Annotated in this window: 11 protein-coding genes; 4 read left to right on the top strand and 7 right to left on the bottom strand. The window is 37.7% G+C overall.

Annotated elements, in window-relative coordinates:
* Window positions 1-83: 83 nt before the first annotated feature.
* The gene (locus IGQ45_05525) at window positions 84-1,208 is read right to left on the bottom strand and encodes a class I SAM-dependent RNA methyltransferase (GenBank protein MBF2056682.1); all 1,125 of its coding nucleotides are present in this window, start codon (window positions 1,206-1,208) and stop codon (window positions 84-86) included.
* Window positions 1,209-1,588: 380 nt separating this feature from the next.
* Between IGQ45_05525 and IGQ45_05520 the strand changes: the two genes are divergently transcribed.
* Complete coding sequence (locus IGQ45_05520) at window positions 1,589-3,289, top strand: SulP family inorganic anion transporter (protein ID MBF2056681.1); 1,701 nt, start codon at window positions 1,589-1,591, stop codon at window positions 3,287-3,289.
* Window positions 3,290-3,384: 95 nt separating this feature from the next.
* Here IGQ45_05520 and IGQ45_05515 read toward each other — a convergent pair whose 3' ends face one another.
* Window positions 3,385-4,341 (bottom strand): RNA polymerase sigma factor, RpoD/SigA family, encoded by a 957-nt coding sequence (locus IGQ45_05515; protein MBF2056680.1) that lies wholly within the window; start codon window positions 4,339-4,341, stop codon window positions 3,385-3,387.
* A 443-nt stretch (window positions 4,342-4,784) separates the two neighbouring features.
* On the opposite strand from IGQ45_05515, the gene IGQ45_05510 reads away from it, so the two are divergent.
* On the top strand, window positions 4,785-5,264 hold the full coding sequence (locus IGQ45_05510; protein MBF2056679.1) for a YbjN domain-containing protein: 480 nt from the start codon (window positions 4,785-4,787) through the stop codon (window positions 5,262-5,264).
* A 159-nt stretch (window positions 5,265-5,423) separates the two neighbouring features.
* Window positions 5,424-5,927: a tetratricopeptide repeat protein gene (locus IGQ45_05505; protein MBF2056678.1), complete on the top strand. Its 504-nt coding sequence runs from the start codon at window positions 5,424-5,426 to the stop codon at window positions 5,925-5,927.
* A gap of 28 nt (window positions 5,928-5,955) precedes the next feature.
* Here IGQ45_05505 and IGQ45_05500 read toward each other — a convergent pair whose 3' ends face one another.
* Window positions 5,956-6,249 (bottom strand): DUF1232 domain-containing protein, encoded by a 294-nt coding sequence (locus IGQ45_05500; GenBank protein MBF2056677.1) that lies wholly within the window; start codon window positions 6,247-6,249, stop codon window positions 5,956-5,958.
* A gap of 687 nt (window positions 6,250-6,936) precedes the next feature.
* Between IGQ45_05500 and IGQ45_05495 the strand changes: the two genes are divergently transcribed.
* The gene (locus IGQ45_05495) at window positions 6,937-7,629 is read left to right on the top strand and encodes a response regulator transcription factor (protein MBF2056676.1); all 693 of its coding nucleotides are present in this window, start codon (window positions 6,937-6,939) and stop codon (window positions 7,627-7,629) included.
* Between the two features lie 270 nt (window positions 7,630-7,899).
* Here IGQ45_05495 and IGQ45_05490 read toward each other — a convergent pair whose 3' ends face one another.
* The 4 genes from IGQ45_05490 to IGQ45_05475 all read right to left on the bottom strand — a co-directional run bounded on the left by IGQ45_05490 (window position 7,900) and on the right by IGQ45_05475 (window position 13,919).
* Window positions 7,900-8,529, bottom strand: a complete 630-nt coding sequence (locus IGQ45_05490) for a type II secretion system protein (protein MBF2056675.1) — start codon at window positions 8,527-8,529, stop codon at window positions 7,900-7,902.
* On the bottom strand, window positions 8,507-9,139 hold the full coding sequence (locus tag IGQ45_05485) for a hypothetical protein (GenBank protein MBF2056674.1): 633 nt from the start codon (window positions 9,137-9,139) through the stop codon (window positions 8,507-8,509). Before IGQ45_05485 ends, IGQ45_05490 begins: the two co-directional genes overlap by 23 nt.
* 2 nt (window positions 9,140-9,141) lie before the next feature.
* The gene (locus IGQ45_05480) at window positions 9,142-10,713 is read right to left on the bottom strand and encodes a hypothetical protein (protein MBF2056673.1); all 1,572 of its coding nucleotides are present in this window, start codon (window positions 10,711-10,713) and stop codon (window positions 9,142-9,144) included.
* Window positions 10,714-11,504: 791 nt separating this feature from the next.
* A complete protein-coding gene (locus IGQ45_05475) occupies window positions 11,505-13,919 on the bottom strand; it encodes an HDIG domain-containing protein (GenBank protein ID MBF2056672.1) in 2,415 nt (804 codons plus the stop codon).
* Window positions 13,920-14,458: the final 539 nt, after the last annotated feature.

The raw sequence follows: 14,458 nt of genomic DNA, 5'->3' as shown, positions 1-14,458 counted from the left end.
TATGGGCTGTCGTCTAACGGCGAGTCGGTGAACCAAGAATCCCCCACTATAACCCGTAGGGTTTAGTGGTGGGAGTGTCAATATCAGTACAATTCATACTTTAAGAGGGTGCAAGGAATACCGCCGTTATCAATGGGGATGCGCGCTGAGGTGCGCAGTCCAACTTTTTTGGTTAATTCTTTATTGCCACTTAAAATATAAGCTGTCCAACCCCGAAAGCGTTGTTTCATAACATCTCCTAGCATTTTATAAAGGGGAATAAGTTGCTCGGTATCTCCTAATCTTTTGCCGTAGGGGGGGTTACAAATGAGGATACCATGATCGGCGGGCGCTTCAATATCTGCTAGTCTTTGTTGACTAAATTTGATTTTATCGGCAAAGCCACAGGCACGGGCGTTATTTTTTGCTTGTAAAATCACGTCTTCATCGGCATCACTACCCATAATTAATGGTTGTAAATCTTTTTCCTGTGTTTCCGCTTCCCTAAACATTTTTTCCCATAAGTCGGCATCATAATCTGCCCACTGTTGAAAGGCAAAGCCACGACGATATAAGCCGGGAGCGATATTGAGGGCGATTAGTGTGGCTTCGAGGGGTAATGTGCCTGAGCCACATAAAGGGTCAAAAAAGGGCAAATCTGGTGTCCAATTAGACATTTTGATGATAGCAGATGCTAAGGTTTCTTTGATGGGCGCCCTCCCCATAGCCGAACGATAGCCGCGCCGATGGAGACTTTCTCCGGTGCTGTCTAAGCTCAAAATACATTGATTTTCGTGGATGTGAGCATTAATAATTATATCGGGGTTTTGGGTGTCAATATTGGAACGAGGGCGCTGGTTTTCCTGTTGTTGATCAACAATAGCTTGTTTAATTTGTAAGGCGGTAAAATGACTATGATTTAAACGGGGATTTTTTCCTGTACAATTTACCAGAAAAGTTTGCTCAGGACTGAGATATAATGACCAATCAACGGTTTTTACACTGTCATAAAGTTGATCAGGATTATTGCTTTTGACTACGGCAATTTTGCGCAGAATACGAAAAGCTAAACGACTCCACAAATTAACTCGATATAATAAACTTAAATCCCCTTCAAAATGAACCCCAGTAAAATCGGTAGCGGTGGTGGGCGCTCCTAATTCTTGCAATTCCTCTGCTAACATTTCTTCTAAACCGCGCGCTACTGTCGCAAAATATTCGTACTGCATAATTTAATTGATAATGGAAAATGATAATGGATTAGCTTTGTTACAAAAACACTTCGACGGATTTAGGGCTAGAAGCCCCATAAGCAAGTAAGCAAAATTAATTGTGACTTTTGTTTTTCTCAAAGCTATAACAACAAGGGGTTTAAACCCCTTGCCTATATACAATTAATTTTGCACGAGAACTTTTATGCTTACTCAGTAAAAATTTGGAAAAATATGAGTTTATGTTACGATGCCCCCCGAGTGTATCAAGTTTATCAATATTTCCAATGTAAAACAAACAGCTACGAAAGATACTGATTTTTACCGTTAAAAGACTTGACAAAAATAAATTTTTATGTTAAGCACAAGTTTGTTTTGAAAACTAATTACTATAGATTATGCAGGTATTTAATGAAATTCATTTGCGCAACGTCAAAGGGGACATCTTTGGCGGATTGACGGCGGCCGTAATTGCTTTACCCATGGCATTGGCTTTTGGTATTGCGACGGGCGCTGGTGCTTCGGCTGGGATGTGGGGCGCTATTTTAGTGGGTTTATTTGCGGCGCTTTTTGGTGGCACTCCTAGTTTAATTTCTGAGCCTACAGGTCCGATGACGGTTATTGTTACAGCCGTAATGACAGAATTGATCGCTAAAAATCCAGACACAGGTTTAGCCATGGGTTTTACCGTGATTATGATGGCTGGAGTTATCCAAATTCTATTTGGGATTCTCAAGCTGGGTAAATACATCACCATGTTGCCCTATAACGTGATCTCAGGGTTTATGACAGGTATTGGTTTGATCCTTATTTTCTTACAATTAGCGCCCTTCCTCGGACAAGAAACCCCCGATGGTGGCGTATTGGGAGTAATTGGAAGTTTACCGAACTTAGTATCAAATATTAATCCTCAAGAATTGATATTGGGAGTAATCACCCTTGCCATTTTATTCCTTTACCCTCGTCAATGGAAAACCATTGTACCGCCTCAATTAACGGCTTTAGTTGTTGGTACATTAATCGCAATGTTACTGCTGAAAAACCATGATATTCGCACCATTAGCGATATTGGGCAAATTACCCCTGGTTTACCAAAGTTACAATTGCCGACTTGGAATATGGAAAACCTGCGGTTAATGTTCGTCAATGCAATTGTATTGGGAACAGTGGGCTGTATTGACTGTTTATTAACCTGCTTAGTGTGTGATAGTCTAACCCGTGAGGAGCATAAATCCAACAAAGAGTTAATTGGACAAGGTTTTGCTAATATCGTTGCCGGTTTATGTGGTGGTATTGCAGGATCGGGCGCTACTACTCCCAGTGTAGTGGCAATTCAAGCTGGTGGACGTACCCCCGTGGCTGGAATTGTTCGGGCTGGGGTATTATTGGTAATTATGTTAGGTGCAGCGCCCCTCACCAATGGCATTCCCTTAGCCGTGTTAGCAGGAATCGTTTTGAAAGTTGGTATTAGCGTCATCGATTGGAGTTTTCTTAGCAGAGTTCATAAAATTTCTTGGAAGGCCGCTGGTATTGTTTACACCGTAATTATTTTAACCGTTTTCGTCGATTTGATGATTGCTGTGGCGGTGGGGGTATTTATTGCCAATGTTTTAACCATCGATCGTTTATCGGAATTACAGTCTAACGCTGTTAAGGCTATTACCGATGATGATGATCAAATCAGTTTAAATCCCGAAGAGAAACAAATTCTTGATTTAGCGAAAAATCGCTTATTACTATTTCATCTTAGTGGACCGATGATTTTTGGGGTAGCTAAAGCCATTGCACGAGAACATAATGCCATTGATAATTATGATGTAATTTTGGTGGATTTAAGTGAAGTACCAGTTTTAGGGGTTACATCATCTCTTGCCATTGAAAACGCTATCCATGAAGCTATCGATTTAGGCCGTGATGTCATTGTGGTGGGCGCTACGGGGAAAGTTAAAAGTCGCTTAGAAAAACTCGGAATTGCTGGTTTAATTCCCGCACATCATTGGATGGGTGATCGCCTGACTGCCTTACAAGAGGGTTTAGCCCTAGTTCGAGGAAAAGAAAGTAAGGTTTATCAAGAGAAAGAAGTGGTTTTAGATAGTTAGGGTATGCGGAAAAGGTGGGTAATTATCCACTTTTTTATCTCCTGTTTCGTAAAAATTCTCATCAAAAAGCCCTTCCATGGGGAAGGGTAAAAAGATTAACTAGCAACGTATTCTTGGATAACTTCTTTGCGTTTGCGTAACTTAGTTAGCGCCTCTCGCTCAATTTGTCTCACCCTTTCACGGGAAATACTGAGCATTTCACCAATTTTAGATAGAGTTAAAGGTTTTCCATCTTCCAAACCATAACGTAACCTAATTACATCTTGTTGTTGCTGAGTCAATTCTGACATCATCTTTTTCAAGTCAAATTGTAAACAGGAATAATCGGTGAAGTCTTCGGGGGATTGCCCTTTATCTTCCAATAATTCTCCTAACTCAGTATCATTGTTATCACCCACTTTTAAATCAAGGGATAAAGGTTGGCGCGCTTTGCCCAAATACTCTCTAACCTGCTCAGGGGATAACTCTAACGCCTCTGCTAACTCAGCAATGGTTGCCGGGCGCCCTTTTTCTTCTGATAATTTTCTCTGAGTTTGACGGATTTTATTTAATTTTTCGGTAATGTGTAATGGCAAACGGATGGCTCTACTTTTTTCAGCAATGGCACGAGTTATGGCTTGACGTATCCACCAATAAGCATAGGTAGAGAAGCGATAACCTTTGGTTGGGTCGAATTTTTCTACCCCTCTTTGCATCCCAATAGTGCCTTCTTGGATTAAATCTAATAAATCGAGGTTACGTTTGAGATATTTTTTGGCAATGGAAACCACTAGACGTAAGTTGGCTTCAACCATGCGCCGTTTAGCTTTTTCTCCTTGGGTAATTTTTATATCTAAATTTTTTTCAGATATTTTTACTGCTTTCGCCCATTCGGATTTAGTTGGCTCTTTTTCTAGTTTTTTTTTCAGAGTTTCCCTTTTTTTTTCGAGATTAACTAATTCTTGAATTTGTTTGGCATAAATAATCTCTTCCTCTTGGGTTAATAGAGGAATGCGACCAATTTCTTTTAAATAGACTCGGATTGTATCAATGTTTTTGGGTAAAGGTTGCATAAGACGATAGTTATCTATACTAGATTAATTAATAATATCTAGGGAATTAAAATTATACATAATTGTGTGTAAAATGAGGTCTTTTTTTTGGTTTTTCTATTAGTAAACCTCTTTCTCTCTTTTTATGCCCTTGTCTTACTCGGATCAATTACGGCATAATAGGAAATTTGACCACTTAATCATCATATACCATAAACTAAAGTTTTGTAAAATTTTTTTTCTTCTTGTCCCCTTTTCTTGATTTAATAAAGGTTGAGACTATTTTAAGAAATGTAACACAGAATACGTTTCTTTTGGTAAAGATGACAATTGATAATGATAAATACCTCCGTAAGGGTTGAATAAGACTCAACCTCTACTACCTCAGACAAAAAACTCACTGAGAGGGATGGTATTTTTTGATCTATCATGCTAAATGTTGGTCAGTAAATTTTATAAATGCCATGAATACATCTAGCTATACTGAAGAAAATCTAACTGAGGAAAATTTCACTGTTAACGACTATCTTGGAGAGGTTATCAATCATAAGGAGGAAATAGAGACGGTAATTTCCAGTTTGGAACAAAATAATAGTGCGATGGTTTTACATGATGAAAGTGGTTATCTTTGGAAGTTTCAATATGGTAGTGTTGAGGTTTTTGTGCAGTTGGCTGGCGAAGAGGAGGAGGATTTATTAACGGTTTGGGCAACGGTTTTGTCTCTTCCTGCTAAAAATGAGCCTGAGTTGATGAAAAAATTGTTAGAATTGAATTGGAGTGGTACGTTTGAAACTTGTTTTAGTATCTTTAACAATCAAGTGGTAGTATCTGCCCAGCGCACGTTAGCCGGGCTTTCACCGTCAGAAATTTCTCGTTTAATTACTCTGGTTGCTAATTTAGCGGATGATCATGATGATGAATTACAGGCACAATACGGGCAATAATCTGCTTTTTTAGAGAATAGCTAAAATTTCAAGAACCAAAAACTTTCTGATATTTATGGGCAAAATTTAATTTTTGACACAAACTAAGGTTTTAAAATCACTAATTATTAATTGTCCATTACCTATTAGTTGTCTATTGTCTATTATCTATTGTCCATCGTGAACTCTTTTATTGAAGAAGAATTTAAAAAACAATATCAACAAGGTAAATTAGCATTTGAGCGCGGACAATATCGGCTTAGTGTAGAATGTTTGGAAAGTGCCTGTAAATTAATTCCCCAGCGCACTCCCCAAGGCGGTGAAGTGCAACTGTGGTTAGTAAATGCTTATCAAGCAAAAGGTGATACGGGGAGGGCGCTGGAACTTTGTCAATACTTATGTAGTCATCCCCACGGTGAAACCAAAAGCCAAGCTGTGCGTTTGTTATACATACTCCAAGCACCCGAATTACAGCGCCCCTCATCGTGGATGACACCAATTCCTGATTTAACAGACTCCTCCAACAAATATATCGTTAATCAGTCAGTTAGTAGCCCTCGTAAAATCAAACCAAAACCACAAATTGAATTAGTGGATTTGTCTCAAGTAAATACTAAAGACAATAGTTTTCTTTGGTTGGGTTTATTGGTGTCATTAGGGGCAATATTCTTTTTCATTCCCTAGCATAAAAACGCTCTGATTTTCAAAAAAATTAATCCATAGAAACAGCTTCCACATCTACAGTTTTATCACTGGAATTATCATTATTTGAAGGTGATGACTTTTGTTTTTTACTGCCACTCAAAATCAGTTGCGATATTTCTGATAACATTATTGACACCACTACAAAATCATCAATTTGTCCAACTATAGGAAAAATATCGGGAGATATATCAAGAGGACTTAATAAATAAGCGAAAGTACCTAAAATAATCCACAAACGATAACGAGGATTACGAATAGTGTTGCGATACCAGCCGTAAAGATTGAGGGGATTAAAGTTCATTGTGCTGAAGTTTTATAATTGACTATCTCCATTTTAATCAAATTCTCATGAAGTTTTCTGTTAATTATGTAGGGTTTTCTCTCTTTGATGGGGTAGTATTGATTTATGGTTGATGAAACATGGGAGTCATCAAGGGAATGGATAATTGACAATGATGAGGCTTTATTAGCCTACTGTAGTATATGTAATTTTTTCTTTTCACGGTATTTTTATTAAAAATTATGGGGCTCTTCTATAGTAGTTATGATAAATTAACAAAAAATAACCTTTATAACCTTTACCCCATAGCATTCGTAGCAAATTAAAAGTTAAAAGTTTATCAATTATTAGATAATAATTCTCCTTTCCCTTTTTCCTCTTCCCTTTTCCCTACCTAGACTAATAATTTATCATACTCAAAGTAATAGAGCCAAAATTATTGATGCAAATGAGCAACTGATGAAAAGTGATCATTATGTCAAAGTTTTTGATTGACAAGTATTTTGGACTATTGCCTGTTGCCTGTTGCCTGTTGCCTACCTCAACGACTCCACTCCACTAATGAATGCAACCCCTAATTATTTCTGCTCATATCCGCAAATATACGGTAATATAAAAGATATTTACATTTTTACGATAAATATAAGCATTTATTCAGCTCATAAAATTAACTAATTTTGTTTGTAATACTTTTCGACGATAATAAAAATGGCAACTTTTTCTTCAAAAATTCTAGTCGTAGATGACGACACCAGTATTGGTAATTTAGTTAGCCGTTTTTTGCAGAAAAAAAACTATGAGGTTAAATATGCCACCGATGGCAAAACTGCCATTGATATTTTTGGAGAATTTCGACCTGATTTAGTGGTTTTAGATATTAATTTACCTGATACTCTTGGTTATAATCTCTGTGTAGAAATGCAAAATCATAGTGATGTTTTTATTTTGATGTTAACCAGTCGCACTGATGCGGAGGACAAAAAAAAGGGTTTTGTGACGGGCGCTGATGATTATTTAACTAAACCTTTTGACTTGGAAGAATTAGAATTTCGAGTTCAAGCGATTTTGAAGCGTCGGCGCTTGGTGAAATCTTCTCCTGAAAATCAAGTTCATTTAGATGATTTAAGAATTAATCCTGAAACGAGGGAAGTTTTTATTAAAAATGAAAATATTATCTTAACCAGCTTAGAGTTTGATATACTCTACTTTTTGGCAACCCATCCCAATAAAGTATGGCGTCGTGAGGATTTAGTTAATAATGTGTGGGAAAATAACCCTATGGGTGATAATCGAGTGGTGGATGTCCATATTGGGCAGATTAGGCGCAAAATTGAGGAAGATTCTAACCACCCTCGCTATATTTTGACTGTTAGAGGTGTTGGTTATAAGTTCGCTTCTTGATGGTGCTTTATTTTTTTAAAGAGATAGCAAAAGACTATATCTTCGTAATTTACTCACCATGTAATGAATTATATCAAGTTCGGATAATTAGTTACAAATACATTATCTCTTCGCACTTTACCCACCGTGTAATTCATTACACGGAATCAATAGGTTTACCTTCAATAAATTGAACTAAGATTATTGATAAGTAATTAAACGGACTTAATATTACTTACTTTTTGACTCGTAGGGGTTGAATACTATTCAACCCATTATGATTGTCTTCTTTTAAGGGCGATAACGATCATTTTCGGGATTACTGCAGTTAGTCGCCGTGAGAGGATTTGCGGAATTAGCTACTACTCCCGTGCGAATCATGCCGATAGTAGAAACAACAACACATTTTGCTGTGTCATTTAAAGCTATACCATTAAAATTTTTTCTTGCTATCCAAATCGTCTGTGCATCAGATGTTGTGCCTCTAAAGCTATAAGTGATAACCCCCCCCGAAGTACTTGTAACACTAACAACATTATCATCTATATTGATAGTCTCTAAAGTGCAAGATGTGGGGTTGGACGTAGGTCTTGGATCTAGTACTCCTACTGTACCATCATCATCTGTGCTGTCTGTATTTGGATTACTATCATCATCAACGTGTAAATAGGATAAGACTTGAGTTGAGCTAATCAGAACCGTACACGAACCACTTAAACGATTAGCATTAACTTGAGCTTCAATTAAAGCGCCCTTAATTTCGTTAAAAGCCTGATTAGTAATTTCTTGACGGCGCGCGCCGACCAAACTAGGAGTACCTAAAGCTGTTGCCACTCCTATAATAATAGTTATCACTAATAATTCAATTAAATTAAAACCTTTTTCTTGAGAGAGTTTATTAAGGACAATCAAGCGCCGCATTAGGAATTACCTCCGTTGATAAAGTTGTTACATAATTAGGGTTTGTGTTGTTAATAGCAATACTTGTTGTATTAACATAACGAGGATGATTACTAGAATATAAAACTGTATGAGTTATTCCTAGAGTATTACCCGTTGGATTATATTGGCGGTAAATCCAATACTCTTTGTCATTAATTTTTGGTGAATTTGGGTCTCGATCATTCAATGTAGGTGTAGTTTGTACTCCAAAAAAACGAGGAGTCGTTGGTTGTAATAATCCATTGGTTGGATCATTTAGCAACCTGCTACCGTGATCTTTTGTCGAACATCCGGTATCTGCATATTTGCCACCGGGATCATTCACTGGGTCAGAATTTCGATATAAATTAAAAGCCTGAAAGCGGATTAACTCTAAATCTTGTTGTATCCAGTTTAGTGCCTCATTTTTATCCTGTGCTTGAACCCGTAATACTGTTGATAATACTACAGCTTGTAGTGAACCGAGAATAAATCCCGTTACCACAAGGATGGTAACTAACACCTCAATAAGAGCAAAACCTGATTTTTGATTCCTTGCGGTTAAACCACCGATATGGATTAATAACTTAGTTAAAAATAACTTATTCATAATTAATTGACTGCCTCCCGTTCCCATTTACTAATATTATCAATCAGAGGAGGGATATTTTGGGGAACTAAGCCAACATCACTCCAAGCGTTAATGGTTTGTACTGCTGCCACCTGAGAGGTATTGGAAGTACAGCCAGAAACTGTCCCGGCATCCACCCATTTTTTGACCCATAGCGCCCCTTGAAACCCATCATTAGAACCAGTACCAGCAACCCCCACCGAATAATCAGGAGCAAAAATAAACGCCATAGTTTCACCATTTCCTCTCAAACAAACATAAGGAAAATTATTAGGGGAAGTAGAAGAGTAATTAGTCCCAAAGTTTGCATCACTGGGGTTGACCGTAGCATGGGGGGTACCACTATGACCATAACCAAAAATCTTAAAATTAAAATTAGTGTAACCCGTTCTACCGTCGCTGGTAGCATTTTGAGGATTAGCTGAGTCACAAGTATATAACTTACCATTGACTGTCATATTAGAGCATTCATGAATTACCACAGAAGAGTTAGGTAAAGGCTCAATTCTTCCTCTTAGATAAAGATTAACTTTATAACCGGGTATAATGTTTAAATCTTGATTCGCACTTAGATTTATGCCATCAACCACATAATGATAAATTCCGTTAGAGTCTGGGGTATCTGTAACCACTCCGCTACTATTCACTCGGGGCAAATGAATCTCATTAGTTATTGTCCCTAAATCTGGTATTCCGGAAGGGATAGCTGGTAGTTTAGGAAAAGTAACGCTAGAAATAATAACATCGTATCCTGGTTCAATATTAAGATTAACGTTATCGCAAGTTGTCACCATTAAATCAGCTTTGAGACTACTGGGTGCCGATGCTGTATTTTGACCACTTAACCAAACTCCGGGAAAGGGAATTTGATCTGGTTGTCTTTTTACTAATGGAATAGTGACTTTTACTTGGCTACGAGAATTAGGATCAGGTACATTTGATCTTAATGTTAATTCGCCAAAACCAATAACTTGACCTACTCCAAAGCTATCATTGTTGGCGATAATTTCTGCGGTGGTAGCAGAGTCTTGACCATTTGGTTTTCTCAAGACATAATTTAAAACTTCAAATGAGCCTTTATTAGCATCACTATTATCAACATTTTGAGCAAAAATAAACTCACTATTACTAGAAGCCTCAGTAATAGCTGTTTGATTGGTGGGAAGTGCTAAAACTTGACCACAAGTGCTTTTAGTACCACTTGTATTTGCATAGCTACCTTCAGGAATAGTTGTGGCGAGGATGGGCGCGTTACTAGCATCCCATTTGGGATTGGCTGGTTTTGGTGCGAGGGCAAATTCAGGATTTTGAGCGAGAAAGTTATGGCTTCTTGTTACTCCTAATTCCGCTACTTCAACGGCTTGAACTGATGCTTCGGTGGCGGTAACGTTGGTTTTATTGCGAGTTGAACTCACAATGGCGGCGGTGGTGGCGGCGATTAGTAATAGTCCCAATGACATGGCAATAATTAAGGTATTACCAGATTCTTGGTTAGATTTTTGCCACAACCATATCAAATTTGATATTGATTGATTTTTGCTGAGTTTCGACATAATAATACTTGTTTTTTTTTCAATAAAATTAATAAATTTAAGGAAGTTTGGTCATGGGAGACAACAAAATAATGGTAATTTTACTTATATTTGGTAATTATTGTACTAAGTATCCGAGTTTTTACGGAGTGGTTAGTACGGTGTAATTAATCTGTTAAATTAGCTAATTAATATTACCCTATTAATATTATAATTAACTGCTTAATTTTTTTCGATTAATTTTATAAATTGTTATGTTTTTGCTAAAGTTCAGTATTATTACTTAGGTAGTGCTTAATTATAAAAAGATTGTATCTTCGCACTTTACCCACCGTGTAATGAATTACACGGCTAATGTCCTGATCGTTCAATAAATTGAACTAAGATTAGTTTTACAGATTTATGATTAATCAAACAGACTTAATATAATTTATTAATTAGGGTCTGCTGAATAAATCAAAACCCTTGTCAAATAAAAGTTTAAAGTCTATTCTACATAACAAAAAGTGTCATAAATTGACTTTTTTCTCTAAAAATACTCTATTTTTTCCATCCGAATCAAAAATAATTGATACAAATGAGCAATTTATGAAAAGTAACTATTAGGCTAAAGTCTTTAATTTATAAGCATTTCACCTGAAACCTGACACCTGAAGCCTGATACCTCCCCTCACCAAAATACTTTTTCAGCAACCCCTAATTAGTAGTTAAAAACTCTGGGAAAATCTTTTTTCATCAAAAAGAATCAAAACTTATTACTTTTTACTTGTTACTTATTACTTTGCCCAAACTAAAAATCTTTAATAACTCTCCTAATTAGAGACGGGCGCTGATGGTTTCATCTCCAGCGCCCCTTTGGGATAGCGAATACGCTCATGGTTTGACTGTTGCCAGACGGTGACAAATACTTCGGCAATGGCTGGTAATTCTTCATAGCGCAATCCACACTCATCCAACTGATGGTCGCGCCAGCGCGCTTTAAAAATTTTGTTAACCATGGCTATGGCTTGATCTGGACTAGCGCCCTTCAACGAACGCAGCGCCGCCTCACAGCCATCGGCTAACATAACGATACCTGTTTCCCTCGATTGAGGAATAGGACCATCGTAACGAAAATCGCTCTCTTCCACCTCAATATCCGGGTTTTCCTCTTGTTGCTTATTGGCTTGAAAATAAAAATAAGATATTAATAAAGTGCCTTGATGTTCGGGGATAAAATTTTGAATAGCTTGGGGTAAACCGCACTTTTTCGCCATCATAATTCCCTGACTAACGTGCTTTTTAATAATATCGGCACTAAGCCAAGGATCATTAATTTCATCATGTTTATTTTTGCCACCCATTTGATTTTCGATGAAGCCGAGGGGATCGTGCATTTTACCAATATCATGATATAAAGTACCGGCTCTTACTAATTCCACATTACAGTTAATTTTTTGAGCGGCGGCTTCTGCTAAGGATGCCACAAACATAGTATGTTGAAAAGTGCCGGGAGCTTCCGTGGCTAAACGCTTTAATAAAGGTCGATTGGGGTTGGATAATTCCGCTAATCGAATAGGAGTAATTAAATCAAAAAAGCGCTCTAAATAAGGGGAAATACCCAAAGCCAAAACACCATAACTTAAACCTACAGTACCATGCCAAAGAGCAGGGGGAATAATGGCATACCAAAAAGTTCCCACCGTGACGCTAGAGGCTACTGTTGCTACAAAATAAACTACTCCTTGGGTTAAGCCCACTCCGCCCCCTAAAAAAGCTAACTCCTCCCTTGAACGCAAACGCCCAGCCACAAGAGAAGCGAGAAGGGAAGAAGCGTAGGAGGAGAGCAGATATTGCCACCCCATAGCGCCCGTCTGAAAGAGGGTTAATCCAGCCGTTAAACTAACATGGGTAACGGCTGCCACTGGACCATAAAAGGTACTCATCAAGAAACCCACTGCCGGTAGAGAGTTGTAACCCACATCAAATAAACTGATAATGGGTACGGAAATGGAGAGTAACCACCATAAAAATTGATCTCGTCGTCTCAAGCGCCCTTGGCGAGGATGTCTTACCACGATTTGAAACACCATCAGCGCCCCTGCGGTTAATACTCCAGAGGTAAAAACTCCTCCCCAATTGATACTACGACGACTTAAACCAAAGTTATCTAACAATACAAAATCAGCTTGGCTAATTTCTTCTCCTATATCGACAATGGTTTGATTTTTTTCAATGGCAATGATGACTGGATCAATTTCTTGGGCTGCCCTTTCCGCCCTTTCTTTGGTTTGTGCTTCGTCTATGACTAAATTAGTGCGTAAATTACCATACACTAACTGAATTAAAATGGGGCGAAGGGCGCTGGGGGTATCATTAAAATGTAGTTCAACTGTTCTTTTTCTTAAGTTATCCGGTAAGCCAAAGGGCAATCCCTGAGTTAAAATTTTCTGGGTAACATCTTTTACCTGACTCTTTACTTCTAACCATTGACTGTCATCAATATCCAATAAGATTGCTTTATCGGTAGCATTGGCAAGATCAAAATCTGGCAATTTAGCTAAAGCAGTTTGATAATTACTTCTTTGGGTGGCGATGCGGTTAATTAAATCTTCAAATTGAGCGTCACTCACTCGATTTTGATAGTTAATTAATTGATTAACGGCAAGGGCAAAGGTATCGCCACCATCTTTAATTAAGGTCAAAGTGTCACGATTATCAATAATTTTTTGCCATTCAGCGCCCTTCGCCTTCATCAGATATTGTTGCACTGGGGTGGATAAAACTCCCTTATCGATGGTGGGATTTCCTTTTAAAATCAATCTTCCTTGTTCTACTTGACTTAAAAAATCAGCGATTTTTTCTTCAATATTAGCGGTGACGGTATCATCTCTTTTTAAGCTGGGTAATAAACCACTGCGAGTGTTGCGTCTTAACTCCTCTGTGGTTTTTTGGTCAATGAAACTACCATCTTGAGGGGCGATAATTTTGGTGGGGGAAATAGTGCCAACTGCCAATTCTGGTTGATTGTAAAAACGATAACTAACTACTCCCGTAATGGTAGTTAGGGATAATGCCAACATGACGGGCGGATGTATTTTACACATGAACCGAAACCAACTAGGCTGAGGGGAAGGGCGCTTGGCTACGGTGACGGGCGCTTTTTGTGGCGCATCTGAAACGGAATTACGGCTATAAATACGTTGCCACTTTTTCAGAGTCTGACTTATTGATTGTAAAGTTTTCATAATAGACTTGTTGTGAAATAGAAGATAATGAATAAAAAAGTGGGGTAACACCGACTATTCAGGGCAACCATAGAAGTAAATAAAAGGCATCTAAACCCATTTTGAGCAGTTTATCAATAATCTCTACACAAAGCCAAAACAAGTCGAGTCAGAAACACTGTAGAAAGGAAAAATCTCATCTCAAAGCACATAGACACACACCTATTACTTTATATTCTATCTTACAATAAGGGTTGATGAAAAAGTGGAGTCCTGAAGGTAATTGACAATTGACCATGAATAACTGACGGCGTTGCTGATTTGAAATATGTTTTTGCTTGGGGTAGGGAATAGGGAGTAGTAATAATATTTTGAGTGTTATATATTTGCTGTAATTCATTAATGTTTCATACCACAATTCAGTAACGCTATTTTTTGATACTGTTACTATGTCTTAGCAGTTATAGAGTAATGGAGTTGTTGCAAAATAACAAAGTATGGTTTTAATTTTATCTTGAAATGTGAGTGAAAGACCCCCGTTGAATTTCTCAACAAAAAAA

This window comes from Cyanobacterium sp. T60_A2020_053 (assembly GCA_015272165.1).
Lineage (GTDB): Bacteria > Cyanobacteriota > Cyanobacteriia > Cyanobacteriales > Cyanobacteriaceae > Cyanobacterium.
The sequence above is the reverse complement of the archived record's forward strand: the minus strand, read 5'-3'. Positions and strand labels throughout refer to the sequence as shown.

Bases quoted from the DNA above. Each gene is read 5' to 3' on its own strand.
- IGQ45_05525 (MBF2056682.1), bottom strand. From the start codon at position 1,208: ATGCAGTACGAATATTTTGCGACAGTAGCGCGCGGTTTAGAAGAAATG.
- IGQ45_05520 (MBF2056681.1), top strand. From the start codon at position 1,589: ATGCAGGTATTTAATGAAATTCATTTGCGCAACGTCAAAGGGGACATC.
- IGQ45_05515 (MBF2056680.1), bottom strand. From the start codon at position 4,341: ATGCAACCTTTACCCAAAAACATTGATACAATCCGAGTCTATTTAAAA.
- IGQ45_05510 (MBF2056679.1), top strand. From the start codon at position 4,785: ATGAATACATCTAGCTATACTGAAGAAAATCTAACTGAGGAAAATTTC.
- IGQ45_05500 (MBF2056677.1), bottom strand. From the start codon at position 6,249: ATGAACTTTAATCCCCTCAATCTTTACGGCTGGTATCGCAACACTATT.
- IGQ45_05495 (MBF2056676.1), top strand. From the start codon at position 6,937: ATGGCAACTTTTTCTTCAAAAATTCTAGTCGTAGATGACGACACCAGT.
- IGQ45_05490 (MBF2056675.1), bottom strand. From the start codon at position 8,529: ATGCGGCGCTTGATTGTCCTTAATAAACTCTCTCAAGAAAAAGGTTTT.
- IGQ45_05485 (MBF2056674.1), bottom strand. From the start codon at position 9,139: ATGAATAAGTTATTTTTAACTAAGTTATTAATCCATATCGGTGGTTTA.
- IGQ45_05480 (MBF2056673.1), bottom strand. From the start codon at position 10,713: ATGTCGAAACTCAGCAAAAATCAATCAATATCAAATTTGATATGGTTG.
- IGQ45_05475 (MBF2056672.1), bottom strand. From the start codon at position 13,919: ATGAAAACTTTACAATCAATAAGTCAGACTCTGAAAAAGTGGCAACGT.